Here is a 20096-nt window from a genome sequence, read left to right as displayed (position 1 = left end):
ATTGACTCAGCGACTAGATAAAGCGGCAGACGTGATCGACTGCGATATCGGAGAATCCGAGCGCTTCGGCTTTCGTCATCTTGCCGGAGGCGACCTCGACGACATCCTCGAGGATCCGCTCGCCCGCTTCGTTGATCGTTTCTTCGCCCTCCAAAATGCCCGAGACATCAATGTCCATGTTGTCTTTCATGCGTTTGGCGGTAATCGGGTTGGCGGTGACCTTGATGACCGGCGCTAAGGCGTGACCGGTCGGTGTGCCGCGGCCGGTGGTAAAGACAACCACGGTCGCGCCGCCCGCGATCATGCTGGTGACCGAAGAGATGTCATATCCCGGAGTGTCCATGATCAGAGCGCCTTTCTTAGTCGAGCGTGCCGCTTCGGCAAGCACTTCAACCACCGGTCGGGTTCCGCCTTTGTGGATGCAGCCGAGGCTCTTTTCTTCGATTGTGGAGAGCCCGCCCGCTTTATTGCCGGGGGTCGGCTGTCCGGTACGGCAGTCCTGGCCGGCAAGCGCGAGATGCTTCTCGTAATCCTCGCAGATGCGGATGATCTGATCATGAATCTCAGGCGTGGCGCCTCTTCTGGCAAGCACATGCTCGGCACCGATGAATTCGACCGTTTCGCTCATCATTGTGGTTGCGCCGAGATCAACAAGCCGATCGGCCATATTGCCGACCGCGGGGTTGGAGGCGATGCCGCTGGTCGCGTCGGATCCGCCGCATTCGATCGCGACGAAGAGATCCGAGACCGGACACTTGGTCCGCTGCATCTGACTGGCCTCGGCGACCATCTGACGCGCGGCTCGGACCGCCAAAGCGGCGGTTCCCACAGTGCCGCCTTCTTCCTGAATGCCAAAAGAGACAACCGGCTTATCGGTCAGAGCGCGGATTTTGTCTGCGAGCTGGCGATGACCGACTGTTTCGCAGCCGAGACCGATGATAATCACGCCGTAAACATTCGCGTTGAGCGCGAAACCGGTGAGCACGCGCTGCGTGAGTTCGGTGTTGGCGGCAACGTCAGAGCAGCCGACGTTGATGATGACGTTTTTTGTACCGCGCACCTGAGAGGCGACAACGCGGCAGGTTTCGGAAGCGCAGGCGCAGGAAGGAAGAATCAGTACATGATTTCTCACGCCGACGGAACCGTCAGATCTTTTGTATCCTAAAAATTCCATCGTTATTCTCCTTTCTGAATGTATTCGTCGGCATAGGATCTCGGACAGCTTCTGATGTTCAGGTGGCTGACCATGGTGCCTTTGAGGATCTTTTGCGTGGCTTTGCCGATGACTTCTCCGTATTTCAGGATATCTTCTTCGGGTTCAATGTCGCGCAGTGCAATCTTGTTGCAGAAAGCGACGGCGCCGACCGCTGTGATTGAGCTGCGGCTGCCGTCGGAGTCGATGATTTCTACTTCATCGGCCGGCTTGACTTCGCTTGTGCAGACGGCGACATTGTCACTGGGATGAATGTGAAGCGCCTTGGGCATTTCGTCTCCTGTTGTTTAATTTTTCTCAGCCAATTATCTTAGTCCTACCGTCGGCAAACATTAATCCGTGATAACAGTTAGAGAGGTGATCCCTAAGGATTTGCGGAGTTTTTGAATTTCTCACGAAGCCGATCCTGAAGTCCGCCGGTGCGCTCGGTGACGCGGCTTAATGAGAGTTCAACAGAAGCGGGACTTCCAAAAATGAGACAGCTCTTTTTCGCGCGTGTAAAGCCGGTGTACAGAAGCTCTCGAGTGCAGAGAGAGACCGCACCGTTTTCGGGATCCTCAAGCTCCTTGTTAGTGATCGGCGGAAGAAATACCGCGACATCATCAAAACCGGAGCCTTGCGACTGATGGATGGTGATGCCGAAAGCTGTGTCGTATGAGGGAAGCAGCATCGCGGGATACAGTCTGTCGAGATCTCCGACATATGCGTACCAAGAAGGTTGGTCCTCGTTCTTGAACCAAATCGGGAGCAGAATGCAGACATCTCCGTTCGAGATGCCGCTCGGATCATTTTTACGGACAATGATGACTTTTCCGACGTAAAACTCGTCTTCGTTCCTGCAGTTCAGCTTTTTACGAAGCACCTGATCACAGAAGCGGTTCACAGCGTCTAAACTGAATGCGCCCCTGCGCTGAGCGCAGATGGGTCGGAAGCCGCTAAGACTGTTCCAGGCGACCTTTAAAGCATCATGCAGCGGCTGAGGCAGTTTTTGGGTGTCGGTTTCTTCCGCATCATCAAGCTTGATTGTGCTGAGTGTTTGACGAAGGGACTTGACCGCTGCAGCGTAGCCATTAATCTTTTCTTCCAGCCATTTTTTCGCGGTTGCGCTGAGCCCGCTTTCCTTATTCGGTTTGTCGTAGAAGAGTCCGACCGCGCCGAATGCTCCGTTTGTCTCCGCGCCTTCAAAGAGTGCTTCGAATTCATGCAGATCCGCGGTTTTGTTTTCCAGATTCAGAATATGTGTCGCGACTTTGTGGATGAGACTGTCTTTTTTAAAGCGTTTGCTTTCGGTGAGTTCGCAGCTGAAGCGGCTGAGCGGTCCGCTGCTGTTGGAGATATCGGCAAAAACAGAACCCGGGCCGACCGCCGCAAGCTGATGCTTATCTCCGAGCACGACCGTCTTAGTTGTGTGCGGATCGATGACGCTAAAGAGACTGTCCGCCAAATGTTCGTCCACCATGGAACCTTCGTCGATAATCAAAATCCGCGTTTCCAGAGGATTGGTCCGGGAAGGCCGTTCTCCGTTGGAAAGCGGTGTTCCGAGCAGTTTATGAATCGTCAGACTCTGAATTCGTTCTTCATCGGCGGCTTTTTTGACCAGCGGATAGAGATTGGGGCGCTCCTGCGCGGAGTAAATGACGGATTCATTCAGGCGGCTTTTAGCCTTTCCGGTCGGAGCGCAGAGTGTGACCGACGCTTCGGGGCAATTCTGAAGCGCGACCTCCAGAAAGCGAACGACTGAGGTGGTTTTACCGGTACCGGGGCCGCCGCAGATAACCGAGAAGTTGTTCTGAAGCGCAAGAGAAGCGGCTTGCCTCTGGCCGTCGTTCAGCTGGAACGCGCCCATTTCTTTTGCTTTTGCTTCCAAAGCGTCCAATTTATCGACGCAGGCGGCGCCGGAACTCGGTGCCTTTGCGAGTGCGGCGATATTTGCCGCCAAACGGCTCTCCCCGAAGAACGATCTGTGCGAATAAATGCGCACCTTACCGGGCTCCGAGCGGTCCGCAACGAAGAGACAGACGTTTCTCATCTGATACGGATGCGCGGTGTCCAGATCGGCGCCTTCAGCGATCAGTCCGGCGCTTTTAAGAATATCGATGCAGCGGAGCTTCTCATCGTCACTCTTCCATTCAAGGCAGAGACCACCTTTGTTCTCGATCTCCGTCAGCTCCTGAAGAAGCACGGTGAGCGCGCCGCGCAGCTGCGGGTCGCTGCTGCCTGTTTTCGCTTCGGTCAGCCCGAGAATAATTTCCGTGAGGGCTTCGTAGGAAGTATCCTGTTCGATCATGAGGCGCTTTCCTCCGCTCTTTTCTGAGCATACATTTCTAATACTTGGTCGCTGTAGCCGTTTTTAAAAAAGTCATCCAGGCATTCGATAAGCGTTTCTGAGGGCCGATCGATTTCAATGCCCTGAGCGGGCTTGTCTTTGCGAACGCCGCGCACAAAGAAGTACGCCGCTCCTCCGATGAGGCGGTATCCGCTGCTTGTTCCTGTTCGGCTTTCCAGAAGACGCTTAAACGCGACGAGATAAAGGATGTACTGCAGACGGTAGAGATTCTCGTCCATCTTTGCGCTGACCGCCTGCGGCGTGTAGTCCGAGGCTTTTGTACCGAGTCGGTTGGTTTTCCAGTCGATAATCCAGTACTTGCCGCCAACCTCGAACGCAAAGTCGATCGATCCGGTGAGATAGCCTTTCATATCAGCGTCCGAAAGGCTGAGTCCGCTTAATCTCGGTTCAAGCGTTTTAACGGTGCGTTCCAGAAGATGCGCGGTTAACGGGATGCGTCCGGGCTTGGGCGTATTCCCAACCGTGATTAAAAACCTCATTTCCGACATTCTGCGCTCGGGCCGATCGATGAGTTCTCTCAGGCAGAAATCTTTATTGTCTTTCAGAAACGGCACGGAAAGAATGTGATCAAGGACCAACTTCAGATCGGCATCCATTTTTTCTTCCAGCTCCTTCGGATTTTCCGTGTCGGCAGGGATTTTCTTTGTGATTTTAGCCATCGACCTGTTGATGAGCAGCTCGGGGCTGTAATGCACCTTAGGCGGGAAAATTGTCTCCATCACTTTATGGAAATCCGTGCCGAATTCTGCAGCGCCTCGATTCAGCTGCAGGGACGCAAGAAGGTCCCGATCCGGGTTGTCCTCTGCGGGGACTTTTTTTGCGGTTTCCTCGACAATGTCCCCCGGCTCGGTATCCTCTTCATCCGAGATCAGACGGCTTCGCGGCGTATCCGAGTTCTTAACGAGTCCTGAGAAGCTCGAAGTGCGCCACGCGGCAGAGGTTCTGATGCAGCTGCCGGCTTCAAGATCATCCTGAGCGGCAGAAACATACGGAGCGTTAGGCGGTGGAACGCTGCAAATATCGAGTTCTATGTTAAAGGGTTCATAAGCGTCGATGGCCGCCTGAGAGCACGGTACAGATTTGCTTATGACATAGTCTTTGAGTGCTCGGCGGATTTCATCTTTGAGAGACTTTTGACTCAGAATATTTCGAAGATCATCAATCGCTTTTATGGCGCCCGCTCCTTTTTCGTTTCCGGTCAGCGCGGCGCCAAGATAGGCCTTGCCACCGCTGCTTCCGTGAAGTCCGCCGCTTTTGGTCATGCGGCTGAAGAACGGAACGACTAGTCTGGCTGCGGCTCGGGTCAGCGCGACGTAGACGAGGCGAACGCCTTCCTGCTTGTCTCCAAGCGGATTAGGAGACGCCTCTTCAAGAGAAAGAAGCAGTCCTTTGTCTGCGTTCGGATTGTTCGAGATGTTTTCTCGGAACGCGACCGACTTCTGTGAACCCGGACCGAACTGACTTTCCGGCAGGTAGACGACCGGGTACTGCAGACCTTTGCTGCTGTGGATCGTCACGACTCTGACAACGTCGGAATCGGTTTCTTTTCGCTGATTGAATTTGCTTTCGCTGTCTTCATCAACGTCAAGATTCGGTTCGTCCATCCAGCGAATCAGTCCCTGAAGCGTGTGAATTTGTTTGCTTGCTTCATGCAGCAGCTCAAAAAGATGCTGGTAATTGGTGAGAATGCGCTCCGGATCATCCTCAATAGGATAGTTGAGGATTCGATCTTCCGTCCTGCATCGCTCGAATATGAGTGAGAGAGCCGCGGTGATTCCGCTTCGTTCGTATACTTCCGCGGCTTGTTCAAGAAGCAGTTTGATCTCGATGGCGCCCTGTGTATCCGAAAGAATCGCGTTCAGAGAGTCTCCGACAATTCTTGTTGCGCGTACGGTGTTCAGGACCTTGCGCTCCGCAGGATTCGACATACCGAGAATTAGACTTCGGATTTCCGCGCATTCTTCGGACCCCATGACGCTCGAGCCGTCGCTTAAAGAAACCTTGATTCCGGCAGCCTTAAGCGCAGAAATATAGTTGTCTGCGTGTGTGCGGTTTCTGACCAATATGCAGATATCACTCGGACGAAGCGGTTTCCCCTTGTAGTACACATCGCCGCTCAGCATCTCTTTGATGTCCTGCGTGAGAAGGGATTTTTTGATTTCTCTAATCTCATCGGCGCTGATTTCGTTCTTGCCGCTTTCCACATTCGACCAAAAATCAAAAGAGGAGAGCGGCACGAAGGAGCCGTCCTCGTTTTTCCTCATGAGGGGCGGATTTTTGTAGGACGAATCAACGCCCGAGAATTGAATGGTCTTATCAAGGAACGCACCCGGAGACTTCGGACTCGTCCTTGCGCCGATTTGGAAGAGCTCATTGAGCGCGATCACAATACCCGGCGTGGATCGAAAGTTGGTTTTGAGTTCCTGCGTATTTGAAACGGCGGTTCTTGCTTTTACGTAGGTATCAAGATCGGCGTTTCTAAAGGAATAAATCGATTGTTTTGGATCACCGACAAAAATTACCGGGCGATTGGGATTTTCTTTGTCCTTAATGAAAAGCGCTTCAAAGATGGAGTACTGAAGGGGGTCCGTATCCTGAAACTCATCAATCAGCGCGGCCTGAAAGAGAGATCGAACTTCTTTGACGAAGTTTTTCGAGGCTTCGGTGCTGAGCGTGACACGCTCCTCCATTTCCGTAAGCAGGTCGTTAAAGGTATGGATGCGGTTTTGGCGCTTGTACTCTCTGAACCACTGAGGCGCAGTGTCTCTGAATAGAGCCATAAAATCGCGAACGTCATCTTCGAGTTCCACGTCAGCTTTTTCAGTCCGTCTCTGAATAAATTTCACCTGATCGCGGAGCGGAAGAGAGTGCGTCAGAAGGGACATCTTTTCGATGAACGTATTCCAATCCGTGTTTTTCAAAAGGCCGAGCACTTCGGCCTTGTCAAGACTCAGTAGAAGGGGCGGAATATGCGTTCTCAGGAACATCTCAATCGCTTCTGTCTTCTGAGTCTGTCCGTCGCCAAGTCCGAAATCGTAACTGCCGTGCGAAGAGAACACGTAATCACCGAGCATTTTTCGACAGAAGCTGTGGATCGTATAGATCGGTGCGTCGTCGATTGAAGTCAGAGCGGTTGAGAGTCGCCTGTAGACGCATTCATGCAGATCAAGCCCGCTCTGATGCCATTTTTGTACGAGCTGGCAAAACGAGTCCGGATCCTCTTTAACGGCCGATGCGACGGCAGGCAGCTCATTTTTTTTGAAATGATCTGCGTCAAAATTCGCCTGAGAAAGCTTTTCTGTCATAGTGGTGAGCGTCTCTCTCAGTCGGGATTTCAGCTCAAATATTGCCGCTTTTGTGAAGGTGACCACCAGAATAGAGCTGACTGGTATTTCGTTCTCAACTAAGAGACGAAGGATTAGCAGCATGAGCGAGTATGTTTTTCCCGTACCCGCACTGGCTTCAATCAGCATCGGTCCTTTGAGTTCAGCATTGACCGCATCAAAATCTTTAGCCATAAATTTGATCTCCGGACGATGTTTCAATGAGTTTTTTCAAATCCTTGAGCAGCGTAAAGACGTCCATGGGGTCGTCTTTCGCTTTTCTCTTTGGCGGGTTCATGATGCTTAGGATTTTTGTTGAGATTCGAGTGCTTAGGTTCGCCGCCTCCCTTTGAACTTCCTGAGGGTATCCGCGCCAGATGCTCGTTGCTTCGCGATTGGAATCCGAGAGAGGATCGCCGATAAACCCGACAACATGAGTGAGCTGCAGATCGAATATCTTCAGAAAAACAGAAAGCAGGAGATCCGCGCCTGCGACAGGCCAAAAAACCTGGCAGGGACTCGGCTTTTTGACCTTCGATTTAGTGTCTTTAACGGGCAGACAAAGCGAGATGAGTGTGTAAGGGGCATCCAGCGCGGTCCAGATAATCTGCCGCAGGCGCTCGCGCTTCAGCTCGGAATGAGAAGCGGGAATAATGACGCGGATAAGTCCCTCAACCGGCACAGCTTCCGCTGCTCCGGGGAATTTAATTTCCGTTTCCTCTCCCTTGATCCGATAGAAGTCGGAAATGTCGTCCGAGAGGGTTTGGACAAAGCTCTTCAATGAGCTGATGTCTTCACGAAGCTCCTTTTTGAAGGGCCCTTGCGCCAGCGTCGGGAGAATGTTCCTTCTCCACTCATAAGCGCTGTGAAGTTCAAAGCAAAGGTCTTCCGCCGTGGTGTCGCGAACGCAGGGCATCCCAAAGTTCGGGTTGGCGTTTGTGATCAGAGATAAATCGCTGATTCCTGCCCCCTTGTTCAGAAGCTCAACCACATTTTTGCGCACCTTTGAGAGCATAAGCTTGTCCGAGTCGTCGAAGAACAGATCCGAGTGCTCCGCCGCTTGAAATTCATCGTTGAGGCTGAGCAGCTTGCTGACCCAGGCGTCAGGATTGTTGAGAAACTTGACGAATATGCTGACAGGGAGCTCTCTCTGCTTGGAAAGCAGAGGCGGAAGCAGATTAGGCGCAATACCGGTGTCCGCAAATAAAAAGTGCGTTCCTTTTCTGCTCTGATCCTCAATCGTCTGCAGAATGTCTTTTCTCGGGCTTCGCCAAAAGAGATTGTTTTCTCCTTTGCAGAAATTGCGTTCAGAGAAACGATTGAGCGGAATTTTGCTGGTGATTCCATTCCACAGCGCTTTGGCGTCATGACTCTTTCGGGCGTTGGAGATGAAATAACTCTTGAAGTTCTCAACAACAATGGAAGGATTATTTTCGCTTTGCGGTTTAGTTCCGGCGGTGTAGGAAATAATGAGGTTTTCACGCGCGGACATCAGCGTGTCAAAAAACACCGCGTTGTTGTCTTTTCTCGCATCTCGGTCCGCACGGAGCGGAACGGCTTTCATTAAATCGAACTCTTCAAAGCTCGGGGTTCCCGGAAAGCCGCTGAGCTCGTCAAAACCTAAGCATGCAATGACCTTAAAGGGAAGACCGCGCACCGAGCCGATCTGAGCGAACGTTAAAACACCGGTCCCCGTTTGCTTAATTTTCTCTCGGGAAAGTCCGCTGGAAATTTCGTTGAGTATGACGTCAAAAGAGACTGGTTCATTTTCGCCCAAGGACAGAACCAGGGCCTTGCATAATTTATCAAGCTGTTTATCCAGGCGGAATCGGTCGTTTTCATTGGTGCCCGCGATCAGAAGTTCGCTGATCTGGGCGAGTTTGGCGCGCCACTGATCGGCTTCAAGCATGAAATCGGATCCGGCAAGATCGTCACGAACTTTTCTGAGCGCAAGGCAGAATCGGCTGATGACTTTAAAAAGTCTTCCCGCCTCGTCGTTGGTTGTGTCAAAACCCTGAAGTTCGTCTCCGCGTATCGGCAGTACGCCTTGAAACGGCAGATCCAGATCGTCATCGGTGAGATAGCCCACAGTCAGTCGCTCAAGCGCCTCCTGCAGTGAGCAGTCGTCTTCTTCGAGGCCGAGATTTTCGCGATGGACCCTGTCGAAACTGATGCGGTAGCCTGCGGCGGTAAGCCAGTTTTTGATGACGGAGATATCTTCCAAGCCGAATCCGAAACTGTTTTGTACTGCTTCAAGTTCCAGACAGTTAAAGAAGCGATCGGCGCTGAAGTCGGAGTTGAGCAGCTCTCCGAGTCTGATAAAAGCGACCGCGGCTTGGTTGGTTTGGCTTTCGGACTGTCCGAGGATTTTGTAGGGTATGGAAATCGGCAGGTCGCTTCTCTTGGGAAGCGAAGTCATAACGCCTTCGATAATCGGGGCCGCGTCATCGATCTTCGGGAGCACGATCAGGATGTCCGAGAGTTTCAGATCTCGCGTCGGATCGGCAAGCCAGTTTTGAAGAATATCGACTGTCGCTTCGATCTCTCTCGTAAGAGACGGGGCTTTCAGAACCCGCAGCGAGACATCCTCGGGGTCGGGTTTGCTCGGCAGCAGCGTGCTGTCGAGTTTAAGCACCGAGTTCTGGAAGCGGTGCAGGAAAGAATCGTTCGGATAGGTCAGAAAGTACGCTTCAGTTTCCGTCTTCATGGATTCCGAAGGATCTGTTTCCGTAAACGGACGAAGTCCGTTTTCCGTGGTCAGGAAGTGACGCTTTGTTTGACTGACGGGCGCATTTTTACGTCTGTCGAGCTCTTCCTGCTCAGGCTCGCCTTCGGCTAAAGTGCTTTCTTCAGAAGTATGGATAAAGCTGTCGAGTCGGTCGATCGCAGCACGCGTACTCGCCGCGTTGGAGGTGAGATAAACGAGCGGAGCGGCGGCACTCGGTCTTTCCACGTTCTCTTCCGGATTCCAGTCAAAAAGATTGATCGGAAGCGATTCAAACCAGTACTCCGAGCTTGGATTCAGAAAGTAGATATCCACGTCGCGCTGAGCGGATTCCAGAGAGTAGGCCCGAATGATCGGCAGCATAATCGGCGCCAGAGTGAACGGCATAAAGAGATGGATGGAGCTGTGCGCGCTTTCCGCTTTAAAATTGCTCAGACCGTCGATTGTGTTTTCCAGCCAGGACAGAAAGTCGCCTTTTCTTTCTTTGCCATCCTTTGTTTGGCCGTGTTTCGCGCTGAGGACCAGATCCTGCCACAGGTGCTTCTGCCAGAGATAGTCGGGCTGCTCGATGAGTTTAGCCTGCTCATGCGGCTTGATGCGGATGGAGGAGCCGCCCTGTAATTTATTTTCTACTTCTTCGGTCCAGTCTTTGAGCCAATCAAATCGATACGAGCCGTACGTGACAAAGACATTGTTCACGTGACGGCTGAATTCCATGATGCCGCAGTCGTCGAGCCCCTTCAGATAATTGGTGAGCCGTTCTTCAGAAGGACGGCTTTGGTGTTGTCTCTCTTTGAGGAGTTTAAACAGCCGCCAGTCCATCTGATCGGATATGCCCTCTTTGGAGAGCGAAGAGGACAGCTTTTCGTAAAGCCAGCTCGCAATGTTGGTGACATTGATGCCGGGAACGACGCCGAAATGATCCGCGATGCTGCGCTCGAGCGAGTCGCCAACCAGTGGGCTCGGGGCAATGACGGGAATGGTTTCAAAGATTGAGGCTCCGCTGTTTCGCAGATCCTCAATTTCAAAATTTAGGCGTGTAAGCAGAATTCCCCGAAGAACTTCAAAGGAATTGGAATAATACGTACGGATCATCGGATCCTCCGAAGGTTAACTCTTGCGGGACGGTTGGCTCTCTCGTCGGTTACGCCCGATTTTTCGGCGGAACCCGAACGGTGAATGTATAGCAGTAGTCGCCGATCGCGTCGAGCTTGTAACGCTCGCCCTTAATAAGAACGTAGTAGAGACCGTCTTTGACAACCAGGAATGTCGGGTGAACTGAGAAGCCTTCCCCAGAGGCGTACATCACAAAATCACGGCGGCTGTCTTCCACGGTTTTTCCGGGTGTCTGATAAAGACCGACTAAAAAGAATTCTCCGAAATAATCATTGGGCACATCAACCTTGTCGTAGATGGAGACCGCTTCGATACTCTCGATGGTTTGAATCTGAAGTCCGACGAGCGTGTCCTTGGCAATTTTTCCGAGTTTCTCAGGAATTGCCTGAAAGTCTTCGCGTTTACCGATCACAATCAGCGCGACTGTCAGCTCTCCGTCATCGGACTCCACGTCGGTGGAGTAGCGCGGGAAGCACTGAACCTGACGCACGCCGACGCAGGTGAGTTTCATAACAAAGAGGAATTCCTCCGGATAATCAGCCTGCGCGGAGAAGTTCGGATGCATGGTGATTGAGGCCTGAGCCATATTATTCGGGCAGGCCGAGGCCTCAAGGTCTGAAACATCGTTCCAAGTCTGACGAGCCTCTTCTTCGAGTGCAGCGACGTTGTCACTGAAGTCGTAGGGTTTTTCAGCGCGTTCGAGACGCGATTTTCTTTCTTCTGAGTTGAGAATTGAGAAATGATTAGTCATCGAAAGAGAATCCTAGGTTGAAATTTCGTTTATCTATGCCAAAGTGCTGGTAAGCTTTTAAAGTGGCCACTCGGCCTCGGGGGGTTCTCTGAACAAAGCCTTCCTTAATGAGGTAGGGCTCCACCATATCCTGCAGTGTGTCGGACTCTTCGCCGACGGCAGACGCAAGGTTTTCGATTCCGACCGGACCGCCTTCGAACTTATCGATAATCGCCAGAAGGAACTGACAGTCAAGGCTGTCGAGTCCGATCGGGTCGACTTCAAGCATAGTAAGCGCGGCCTGAGCGATTTCTTTGGAGAGTCTGCCCTGATGTTTTACTTCGGAGTAATCGCGGATGCGTCGCAGCAGACGGTTGGCGATACGCGGAGTGCCGCGGGATCGGCGCGCGATTTCTTCGGCCGCGCCTTTATCGTCATCCATGTTCAGAAGACGCATGGAGCGCAGCACGATCGAGGTCAGATCTTCGGGTGAGTAGTACTGAAGCTGTGCACGGATTCCGAATCGATCCTGAAGAGGCTTGGTGAGGGCGCCGGCTCTCGTTGTCGCGCCGACCAAAGTGAAATGCGGCAGGTCGATCTTGATGGAGCGGGCAGCGGGGCCTTCACCGATCATGATGTCGAGCTTGAAATCTTCCAGAGCGGGATAAAGAATTTCTTCGACGACCGGGGAGAGGCGATGAATTTCATCGATAAAAAGGACATCGTGGGGCTCGAGACTTGTCAGCATGGCCGCCAAATCACCGGCCTTTTCCAATACAGGACCTGAGGTTTGACGAAGTTTGACGCCGATCTCGTTGGCGATAATGTTCGCGAGCGTGGTTTTGCCCAGACCCGGAGGTCCGAACAGCAGCACGTGGTCAAGCGCTTCTCCTCGCTTGCGTGCGGCGGTAATGAACAAGTCTAGCTGTTCGCGAATGTTGTCCTGTCCCGCGTAATCCTTGAGACGCGTCGGCCGCAGGGCTTTATCGATTACTTCGTCCTTGCCCGTTTTATGTTCCGACAGGAGGTCTTTATCCGTAGTCATATGTGATTAACCTTTTTGCGCAAGCTGACGCAGGCAGAGTCGAATTCCCTCGGAAGCATCCACGTCGGCGGGCACCTGTTTGGCGGCAAGACGAGCCTCTCGGTCGCTGAAGCCGAGCGCAGTGAGTGCCTGAATAATTTCGCTCTGAACGTTGGAGACGGGCGAGGAAACGGCGGTCACCAGCACTTTGTCCTTGAGTTCGAGCACCATGCGTTCTGCGGTCTTCTTGCCGATTCCGGGAATCTTGGTGAGCAGTCCGACTTCTCCGTTGGCGATCGCGTTCCCGATGTCTTCGGCAGACATGGAGGAAAGAACCGCAAGTGAAATGCGCGGACCGATGCCACTCACCTTCATCAGCAGCTTAAAGAGTTCTTTTTCCTGAGCGGTCAGAAAACCGTAAAGTAGCTGAGCGTCTTCACGCACGATCATAACCGTGGAGAGAAAAACCTCCTCTCCGATGTCGGGCAGGTTGTAAAAGGTTGACATCGGCACATCGATTTCGTAGCCGATACCGCCGCACTCCACAACAATCTGGGGCGGATTTTTCTGAAGAATTTTTCCTCTAACGGATGCAATCACTTTTCTTTTCCTTCGTAAAGCCGCGTCCATTCGTTTCTGGAGCGGCGGGAGCTGGAGCCGCGCCGAGCCGTGCCGGTTCCGCTGGAGCCGACTTTATTAGAAAGAGCAGGGACACGATCAAGCAGGATACTGGAGTTGGCGTAACAAATTGCCGCGGCAAGCGCGTCGGCTTGGTCCGAGGAAAGATCCTCTTCGATATGCAGGTGAAATTTAACGAGTTCCTGCACCTGATCCTTGGTGGCGGCGCCGTATCCGGTTACCGACTTTTTAATTTCACGTGTGCTGAATTCCCGACACGCCAGTCGGTGAACGGCGGCCGCCGTCATTGCCGCGCCTCTTGCGTGGGAAAGCAGCATACTGGACTGAGCGTTGGAGTTCAGAAATGTTTTTTCGATCGTGGAAACCATCGGTGAATAAAGCTCAATCAGTTTTCCGAGTTCGCTGAAAATATAACCGAGCCGCTCTGAAAGTTCTCCTTTAGGCGTCACGATGACGCCTGAGGCGACGTGCCTGAGCACGCCCGGAACATAATCCACAAAACCGTAGCCTGTGAAGTTCAGTCCCGGGTCGATACCCAGAATTCTTACCGCATGTACCGCCTTATCATCCACGTTTTAGAAGCCTCCCATACCGGGGAAGCGGCCTCCCAAGTTTCTGAAAGCGCGCATCATCTTGCCCATGCCGCCTTTTTTCATCATTTTCATCATTTCGCGGCTCTGTTCGAACTGTTTGAGCAGTTTATTGACCTCCTGCACGCTAGTGCCGGCGCCGGCCGCGATTCTGCGCTTGCGGCTTGCCTTGATGATTTCCGGCCTGCGTCTTTCATGCGGCGTCATTGAGTTGATGATGCCTTCGGTTCTGGCGATCTGTTTTTTAGCGGCTTCGTCATCGACCTGGCCTGCGGCCTGAGCGAACTGAGCCGGCAGTTTTTCGATCAGCGAGGAGAAGCTGCCCATGTTTTTAACCTGAGCGAGCTGATCCTTGAAGTCTTCCAGTGTGAAGGAGTCGCCCTTGCGCATTTTTTCAGCAAACTTCTGGGCTTTTTCCACGTCCACGTTCTTACGAACTTCGTCGACCAAGGAGACGATGTCGCCCATGCCGAGAATGCGTCCGGCCATGGCCTGCGGATCAAAGCGCTGGAAGCCGGTGAGTTTTTCGCCGACACCGATGAATTTGATAGGTTTTCCGGTGACCATGCGCACGGAGAGCGCGGCGCCGCCTCTGGAGTCGCCGTCAACCTTGGTGAGGATGACACCCGTGAGCGGAAGTTTCTCGCCAAACGCCTTAGCGGTGTTCACCGCATCCTGACCGACCATCGCGTCAACGACGAAGAATGTTTCAATCGGATGCAGGAAGTTTTCGAGTTCGGCCACTTCGTTCATCATCTGTTCGTCGATGGCAAGGCGGCCGGCCGTATCGACAATCAGCACATCGTAAAAGTGCAGTTTGGCGTAATCGAGCGCTTTCTTTGCGATGTCGAGCGGTTTTTCGTCAGTCGAGCTTGGGAAGAAAGAGATACCGGCCTGTTCGGACACGGTTTTTAACTGTTCGATAGCGGCGGGACGGTATACGTCAGCGGAAACGGTCAGGATTTTTTTCTTCTTTTCTTCGGAGAGCCACTTGCCAAGTTTGCCTGCGGTGGTTGTCTTACCTGCGCCCTGCAGACCGGCTAAAAGAATCACGGCGGGCGGCTGAACGGATAAGTTGATCTCGCGGGCGGATTCCGGGTCTGAACCGCCGATGATCTGCGTCAGTTCGTCGTGAACGATTCCGACCAGAGCTTGTCCCGGAGTAAGGCTGGTTTGAACTTCCGTACCGAGGGCCTTTTCCTTGATTCGGGCAATCAAATCGCGTACGACAGGAATAGCGACGTCGGCCTCAAGCAGGGCGATTCGGATTTCCCGAAGCATTTCCTGCATATTGGATTCCGTCAGGCGAGCCTGTCCGCGGATGGTTTTTACAACTTTACTGAGACGCTGAGTAAGAGAATCTAGCATTACATTAAGTCTTGTTAAAGAGTTAAGTCATACAATACTGAAAACAGATAATGAGTCGTACCTATGACACTAAATGCCATATTTTACGTTTTTGCGGCCTGCTTGTATTTAGCGGCTGCATTCGGAATTTACAAAACGTTGCAAGAGCCGTCGCCCGAGACAAAGATCTGGGTAAAACCGCTGATTACAGGCGGTCTGATGATCCAGACTTATCTCATCTACGAAGCGCTTTTCCTTCACGGAACCCCGCACTTCGGTTTAGCGCTGGCGTTGTCCGTCACACTGGGCACCTGTACGCTTCTGCTGCTTTTGGAAAGTTTCTTTTCTAAAATCGGTTCGATGCTGGTTTTTGTGCTTCCGCTCTCTGCGGTGAGCATGCTGCTTCCGCTGATTATGCCGGGGTCACCCTTGGGGCCGGAAACCTCCACGTTCGCTTTTCGCATGCATCTGCTGCTTGCGATTCTGGCCTATAGCGTCATGACCATGGCGGTTTTAGAGGCTTTGCTTTTAATGGCCGCGCACAAGCGCGTCCGCTCCAAGGCTTTTACGGAGCCGCCTGAAGACGGCAAAGTCAGTATTCTGGACAACATGCCGAGCGTGATGAGTATGGAAAGTACGCTCTTTCGTTTGATCTGGGTCGGTTTTATTGTTCTGACGGCGGCGATTCTTTTCGGCGCGATTTTCTCCAATGAGCTCAGCGGTGAAGCTTTCCGTTTTGACCATAAGACTGTGACCACCTGCATGGCGTGGCTGATATTCGGGATTCTTTTGCTCGGTCATCATGTGTTCGGCTGGAGAGGTCGTTTTGCGGCCCGCTGGACGGTTATAGGATTTGTGGTGCTGATGATTTCCTATATTGGCGTCCGTCTTGTGCTTGAGATCGCACAGTAGGAGAAGTTCATGTTCAAGATTCTGTTTTTTGCTGCGATTGCGGCCGTTATTTATTTCGGCTGGCGTTCTGTTCGTATGAAGCAGATGGAGCTGGAGAAACGTCTGGATCAGCAGGAAAAGTCGGTTCAGAAAACCCAGCAGAGCGGAGAGCGCATGGTGCAGTGCGCCAATTGCGGAGTTTATGTTCCTGAATCGGAAGCGATCAGAATCGGCAGAGACTGCTATTGCTGCCGCGAGCACGCTGAAGCCGGCAGGAGGCGTTAAGCATTATGAAAATTGACTCGGACGGCTGGTGTGATGAGGCCTATATTCGTATTTCACCGCACTTTAACGAGCGGCCTCAGAATGAAAAAATCTCTCTGGTTGTGATTCACAACATCAGCTTGCCGCGCGGTAAGTTTGGTACGGGCTATGTGGACGCTTTATTTCAGAACACTCTGGACTGTGAGGCGGATCCATCCTTTTCGGACTTGGAAGGGCTGCACGTTTCCTCGCATTTTTTTATTGACCGCAAGGGACAGCTCTTTCAGTATGTCTCCTGCTTGGATCGGGCGTGGCACGCCGGAGTTTCGAGATTTGCCGGGCGGGAAGGGTGCAATGATTTTTCGATCGGCATTGAGCTTGAAGGAACCGACGATATTGCGTACACGGACGAACAGTATCAGATGCTTGCGCTTCTGACGGATACGCTTGCGGACACTTATCCGATTACCGATATTACCGGTCACGCCAACATCGCACCGCAGCGCAAGACGGATCCGGGCGCTTCGTTTGATTGGATAAAATTTGAACGTCTTTGTAAAACGGGAAAACTGATTAGTTATCCGTTCGTTTAGACTAATAAGTTAAATACTGAAACACGACTACTAGGGAAAGGTCTATTAACTGTGGCTGGCACATTTCTTTTTACATTAAAACTTCTGTGCTCTGTTTTCGGCAGCCTGCTTCTGCTGAGAGCGTATCTGCGCTATCTCGGAATTCCCGGGAACGATCCGCTCGTGTCGTTTGCTCATTCTCTGACGCAATGGGCGGTTGAGCCGGCATCCAAGTTCATTAAGCGCACCCGCAATATTGAATGGCCGTCAATTTTTGTCTGCTATTTGGTCGCGGTGATTTATCAGTTTTTCCACTGGCTGATGGGTTCCGGCCACGGCGGTGTTTGGCCGTTTGTATTTGGTTCTGCGGTTTTAGTCGTTTATTGGGCGATTGAGCTGGCGATGTGGGCGACGGTGCTCTTTTGTATTTTTTCTTGGGTTAATCAGGCTTCGGCCAACTATCGTACGCTGAGTTATCTCTGTTATCCGATTCTTGCGCCGTTTAAGAAAGTGATTCCGGTTTGGCGCAACATTGATTTTTCCGGGGTCGCATTTATTATTCTCGCCAACATTGTTTTAGCGCTGATTACGCCGCTGACCTAATTTTTAGCATCACACAATATGGAGCTGTCAGAGCTTGGGAAGATTCCGGGCTCATGACAGCTTTCTTTTCCCGACTTTTCCTTGATTTTTAAAACGATTTTGCAGTGTAACCCTTGAGTACCAAGGCTTTAGCTGATTTTAGATTTTAGCAACTTCGTAGTTCAACGATTCATCGGATTTTAAAGTTTCTCCCAAGTTTTCTAACCAAAGAGCCGTGACTCTCAAGACGCGTCAGGGGCTGCAGGCCGCACGACCTCCAGATGTCATTGGCAATTTCCAGAAGAGGTTTGTACTCTCCGCCGGACGTGCTCCCTTCAGAGTTTTCAACCACACACTGATACAGCTGGCTTTTACTTTTTCTTAATGCGTTCAAGGGAGAGACGCTGAGCGCATTGAGGGCTTCTACAACCTGCCTTACAGAGTATTTCAAGGCATCCTCTTTCAGCTGTTTCTGCATTAAACGGATCAGGACAAGGCTGATATAGCACAATACAAAATGACCCCGTATATGCTTGGTTGTCCATACGTAAACCGGCCTGGCTTCAATCGCCGTTTTTAACACTCTAAAGTTATCCTCGATTCTCCAGAGTTGCCGAAGCAGTGCATAAATGACGCTCGGGTCTTGATCTTCGATATTGGTCAGCAAGGCCGTGTAACCGCACCATTTAAGACGCTTGGTGTAAAGCGTTTCATTAAATTGAACTGCTTTAAGCTCTGATTTAATAAAACTCTTGTAGCCGTTGCGATTAGCTGCCTGGACAGCTTTCGCTCCTTTTCGTACGAGCTCTTTCGCACGTGTTGTCTTTTTCTTCAGTTCATCCAAGTCGTGTTTGTAACGTGATAAAGAGAACGTTGCAATGCACTCAGCTCCCAGCTGGATTTTTCTAGATTGCTCACCCTTTGGATAAACGCGCTTGTTGATTGGAAGAGCCATTCGCTTGATACGCCAAGAATCTTCTACGCAGCCATAACTCTCCCATCCGTCCTCTTCCAGAAGAGAATCTTGTTCCTTACGGTTTAGTTTTACGTAAGGAGGATAGCCAACAATATATTTAAATCCGGCCTGTTCAAGGGCTTCCAAGTTGATGAGTTGATTTAAGCCGGCATCGGCTATGATCGTTACGTTGTTTAACTGATAACGTTTTTTAAAGCCTTCCACTACCTCAAGCATTGTGCCGACTTCGGCAGTATTACCTTTAAAGAGCTCGTAGCCGAACGGTATTCCTTCGCTGTCTACAAGTAAGCCCATCACAACCTGCGTTTCTTGGGTTCGATGTTCTTTGCTCATACCTCGAGCACGCAGCTCATCTTCGATAAAACTCTCAAAGTAAAAGGTAGTGACATCATAAAGAGCGATCGTAAGATCTCTCTGATAAAGCTTGTCTATTGCCGCGTTTAACCGATCAATAATCTTTTGCTTGCGTTCGTCAAGTATATCCAGCAAGTTGTACATATCCTTGAGAGAAAGGCTCTCAAAGTCGTATAGATATCTATTCCTGTCAATCCACGTTCCTAGTTTTGATTCAGGCTTGAGTATCCGAGCAGCCGCATTGTAAAAGGCCAATTTATTTAAATCGACCGGAACCTTTCCTCTGTAATTGCGCTCTAGATTTTTGAAGTATTGGTCTAATTCAAGCTTGTTCCAAATCGTTAGAAACGGTGCTGGTGAAACGAGAAATGAACTGCCTAACTCAGTGGAGTTCGCTACGCTGTCAACGATTGAGACTCCGCTGCCGTTCGGCAACTCGGTCGCCTCCGCATAGGCCTGACTTGATTCCCGGAAGAGCTTTAAATCTGAATTGATAAGTTCGAGTCCGTCAGGGTGCTTCTGCAGAAATAACTCCTTGTTCCCGTAGCTTTTGAGCTGACGAGTTGTGGACTTTTTTGTAATTGGATCTCGATATTTCTCAACGATAGAAATATAGACCTTGCCTTTTACCTTTCTTTCCGAAATTGAGATGGACACGACTGACTCCTCCTTATTGATAATTATAACATAATTAGCCTTATTTGAACTACATTGTCGTTAAATTTTCTAGAAAAAATTTCTGATTTATCCTTGTATATTCAGAAGGTTAAAGAAGATTATTGATACATTTTTCTGGAAAAGTCGGGAGGCTTCGGCCAACTATCGTACGCTGAGTTATCTCTGTTATCCGATTCTTGCGCCGTTTAAGAAAGTGATTCCGGTTTGGCGCAACATTGATTTTTCCGGGGTCGCATTTATTATTCTCGCCAACATTGTTTTAGCGCTGATTACGCCGCTGACCTAATTTTTAGCATCACACAATATGGAGCTGTCAGAGCTTGGGAAGATTCCGGGCTCATGACAGCTTTCTTTTTGTCTGATAGTGAGTACGTACTGACTCACGACGGCGACGTGAAATCAGGCGCATCTCAAATGGTGAGCGTTCGAACACTTGAAAACACGTGCAGGATGTCGCAAAAAATCAGCAAAAAATTTGTGCATCTGAACAATTCGCTTGATTGGATTCTCAATGGTTCGAACGATGAAAATACGGAGTTTGACGATCTGCTGTCTTTATAAAAAGTCTTGTGTCGCAAGGATTGTGCTGCATCCGAGGCTCAACTTCCAAATCCAGATGCGCCTCAAACGGTGAGCGTTCGAATGCTTGAGAACACGTACCGAGATGCCGCATAAGGCGGCAAATACACAGAACAAATAAAAACCGCCGAGGCCGATAAGCCGCG

At 51.1% G+C, this 20096-nt stretch carries 17 protein-coding genes; 6 read left to right on the top strand and 11 right to left on the bottom strand.

Annotation, left to right across the window (positions count from 1 at the left end):
- Positions 1 to 13: 13 nt before the first annotated feature.
- The 10 genes from AC6I1F_RS10035 to ffh form a co-directional block, all read right to left on the bottom strand.
- Positions 14 to 1174 carry a UxaA family hydrolase gene (locus AC6I1F_RS10035; RefSeq protein ID WP_160335811.1) on the bottom strand — a complete coding sequence of 387 codons (1161 nt, stop codon included), beginning with the start codon at positions 1172 to 1174 and terminating at the stop codon, positions 14 to 16.
- Between the two features lie 2 nt (positions 1175 to 1176).
- On the bottom strand, positions 1177 to 1485 hold the full coding sequence (locus AC6I1F_RS10030; protein ID WP_160335810.1) for a UxaA family hydrolase: 309 nt from the start codon (positions 1483 to 1485) through the stop codon (positions 1177 to 1179).
- 92 nt (positions 1486 to 1577) lie between these two features.
- Entirely contained in the window at positions 1578 to 3500 is a 1923-nt protein-coding gene (locus AC6I1F_RS10025) for an ATP-dependent DNA helicase (protein WP_160335809.1), read from the bottom strand.
- Positions 3497 to 7078, bottom strand: coding sequence for a UvrD-helicase domain-containing protein (locus AC6I1F_RS10020; RefSeq protein ID WP_497801768.1), 3582 nt, complete (start codon positions 7076 to 7078; stop codon positions 3497 to 3499). The genes AC6I1F_RS10025 and AC6I1F_RS10020 overlap by 4 nt, the downstream gene beginning before the upstream one ends.
- Positions 7071 to 10703 (bottom strand): exodeoxyribonuclease V subunit gamma, encoded by a 3633-nt coding sequence (locus AC6I1F_RS10015; RefSeq protein ID WP_497801767.1) that lies wholly within the window; start codon positions 10701 to 10703, stop codon positions 7071 to 7073. The genes AC6I1F_RS10020 and AC6I1F_RS10015 overlap by 8 nt, the downstream gene beginning before the upstream one ends.
- A 49-nt stretch (positions 10704 to 10752) precedes the next feature.
- Positions 10753 to 11475, bottom strand: a complete 723-nt coding sequence (locus AC6I1F_RS10010) for a hypothetical protein (RefSeq protein ID WP_160335806.1) — start codon at positions 11473 to 11475, stop codon at positions 10753 to 10755.
- A complete protein-coding gene (ruvB, locus tag AC6I1F_RS10005; protein ID WP_160335805.1) occupies positions 11468 to 12499 on the bottom strand; it encodes a Holliday junction branch migration DNA helicase RuvB in 1032 nt (343 codons plus the stop codon). The genes AC6I1F_RS10010 and ruvB overlap by 8 nt, the downstream gene beginning before the upstream one ends.
- 6 nt (positions 12500 to 12505) lie before the next feature.
- Positions 12506 to 13078 carry a Holliday junction branch migration protein RuvA gene (gene ruvA, locus AC6I1F_RS10000; RefSeq protein ID WP_160335804.1) on the bottom strand — a complete coding sequence of 191 codons (573 nt, stop codon included), beginning with the start codon at positions 13076 to 13078 and terminating at the stop codon, positions 12506 to 12508.
- Positions 13075 to 13689 carry a crossover junction endodeoxyribonuclease RuvC gene (gene ruvC / locus AC6I1F_RS09995; protein WP_160335803.1) on the bottom strand — a complete coding sequence of 205 codons (615 nt, stop codon included), beginning with the start codon at positions 13687 to 13689 and terminating at the stop codon, positions 13075 to 13077. The genes ruvA and ruvC overlap by 4 nt, the downstream gene beginning before the upstream one ends.
- 3 nt (positions 13690 to 13692) lie before the next feature.
- Positions 13693 to 15075 carry a signal recognition particle protein gene (gene ffh, locus AC6I1F_RS09990; protein ID WP_160335802.1) on the bottom strand — a complete coding sequence of 461 codons (1383 nt, stop codon included), beginning with the start codon at positions 15073 to 15075 and terminating at the stop codon, positions 13693 to 13695.
- Positions 15076 to 15138: 63 nt separating this feature from the next.
- Here ffh and AC6I1F_RS09985 point away from each other — a divergent pair, with 63 nt between their 5' ends.
- The 4 genes from AC6I1F_RS09985 to AC6I1F_RS09970 are packed head-to-tail and all read left to right on the top strand — an operon-like array spanning position 15139 to position 17384.
- Positions 15139 to 15966: a cytochrome C assembly family protein gene (locus AC6I1F_RS09985; RefSeq protein ID WP_160335801.1), complete on the top strand. Its 828-nt coding sequence runs from the start codon at positions 15139 to 15141 to the stop codon at positions 15964 to 15966.
- 9 nt (positions 15967 to 15975) lie between these two features.
- Positions 15976 to 16230 carry a PP0621 family protein gene (locus tag AC6I1F_RS09980; protein ID WP_160335800.1) on the top strand — a complete coding sequence of 85 codons (255 nt, stop codon included), beginning with the start codon at positions 15976 to 15978 and terminating at the stop codon, positions 16228 to 16230.
- A gap of 5 nt (positions 16231 to 16235) precedes the next feature.
- Positions 16236 to 16802, top strand: a complete 567-nt coding sequence (ampD, locus tag AC6I1F_RS09975) for a 1,6-anhydro-N-acetylmuramyl-L-alanine amidase AmpD (protein WP_497801766.1) — start codon at positions 16236 to 16238, stop codon at positions 16800 to 16802.
- Positions 16803 to 16853: 51 nt separating this feature from the next.
- Positions 16854 to 17384 carry a YggT family protein gene (locus AC6I1F_RS09970; protein ID WP_160335798.1) on the top strand — a complete coding sequence of 177 codons (531 nt, stop codon included), beginning with the start codon at positions 16854 to 16856 and terminating at the stop codon, positions 17382 to 17384.
- 169 nt (positions 17385 to 17553) lie between these two features.
- On the opposite strand, the gene AC6I1F_RS09965 is transcribed toward AC6I1F_RS09970, so the two are convergent.
- The gene (locus AC6I1F_RS09965) at positions 17554 to 19350 is read right to left on the bottom strand and encodes an IS1634 family transposase (RefSeq protein ID WP_497801765.1); all 1797 of its coding nucleotides are present in this window, start codon (positions 19348 to 19350) and stop codon (positions 17554 to 17556) included.
- An 82-nt stretch (positions 19351 to 19432) separates the two neighbouring features.
- On the opposite strand from AC6I1F_RS09965, the gene AC6I1F_RS09960 reads away from it, so the two are divergent.
- Entirely contained in the window at positions 19433 to 19657 is a 225-nt protein-coding gene (locus AC6I1F_RS09960; protein WP_497801794.1) for a YggT family protein, read from the top strand.
- A gap of 53 nt (positions 19658 to 19710) precedes the next feature.
- On the top strand, positions 19711 to 19932 hold the full coding sequence (locus tag AC6I1F_RS09955; protein ID WP_497801764.1) for a hypothetical protein: 222 nt from the start codon (positions 19711 to 19713) through the stop codon (positions 19930 to 19932).
- Positions 19933 to 20096: the final 164 nt, after the last annotated feature.

The organism is Parasutterella sp. St.1A3, from assembly GCF_059728705.1.
This window is presented reverse-complemented; position numbering and strand designations above follow the sequence as displayed.

What these genes read in the sequence shown, in the direction of transcription:
- AC6I1F_RS10035 (WP_160335811.1), bottom strand. Translation starts at nt 1,174, where the DNA reads ATGGAATTTTTAGGATACAAAAGATCTGACGGTTCCGTCGGCGTGAGA.
- AC6I1F_RS10030 (WP_160335810.1), bottom strand. Translation starts at nt 1,485, where the DNA reads ATGCCCAAGGCGCTTCACATTCATCCCAGTGACAATGTCGCCGTCTGC.
- AC6I1F_RS10025 (WP_160335809.1), bottom strand. Translation starts at nt 3,500, where the DNA reads ATGATCGAACAGGATACTTCCTACGAAGCCCTCACGGAAATTATTCTC.
- AC6I1F_RS10020 (WP_497801768.1), bottom strand. Translation starts at nt 7,078, where the DNA reads ATGGCTAAAGATTTTGATGCGGTCAATGCTGAACTCAAAGGACCGATG.
- AC6I1F_RS10015 (WP_497801767.1), bottom strand. Translation starts at nt 10,703, where the DNA reads ATGATCCGTACGTATTATTCCAATTCCTTTGAAGTTCTTCGGGGAATT.
- AC6I1F_RS10010 (WP_160335806.1), bottom strand. Translation starts at nt 11,475, where the DNA reads ATGACTAATCATTTCTCAATTCTCAACTCAGAAGAAAGAAAATCGCGT.
- ruvB (WP_160335805.1), bottom strand. Translation starts at nt 12,499, where the DNA reads ATGACTACGGATAAAGACCTCCTGTCGGAACATAAAACGGGCAAGGAC.
- ffh (WP_160335802.1), bottom strand. Translation starts at nt 15,075, where the DNA reads ATGCTAGATTCTCTTACTCAGCGTCTCAGTAAAGTTGTAAAAACCATC.
- AC6I1F_RS09985 (WP_160335801.1), top strand. Translation starts at nt 15,139, where the DNA reads ATGACACTAAATGCCATATTTTACGTTTTTGCGGCCTGCTTGTATTTA.
- AC6I1F_RS09980 (WP_160335800.1), top strand. Translation starts at nt 15,976, where the DNA reads ATGTTCAAGATTCTGTTTTTTGCTGCGATTGCGGCCGTTATTTATTTC.
- ampD (WP_497801766.1), top strand. Translation starts at nt 16,236, where the DNA reads ATGAAAATTGACTCGGACGGCTGGTGTGATGAGGCCTATATTCGTATT.
- AC6I1F_RS09955 (WP_497801764.1), top strand. Translation starts at nt 19,711, where the DNA reads ATGACAGCTTTCTTTTTGTCTGATAGTGAGTACGTACTGACTCACGAC.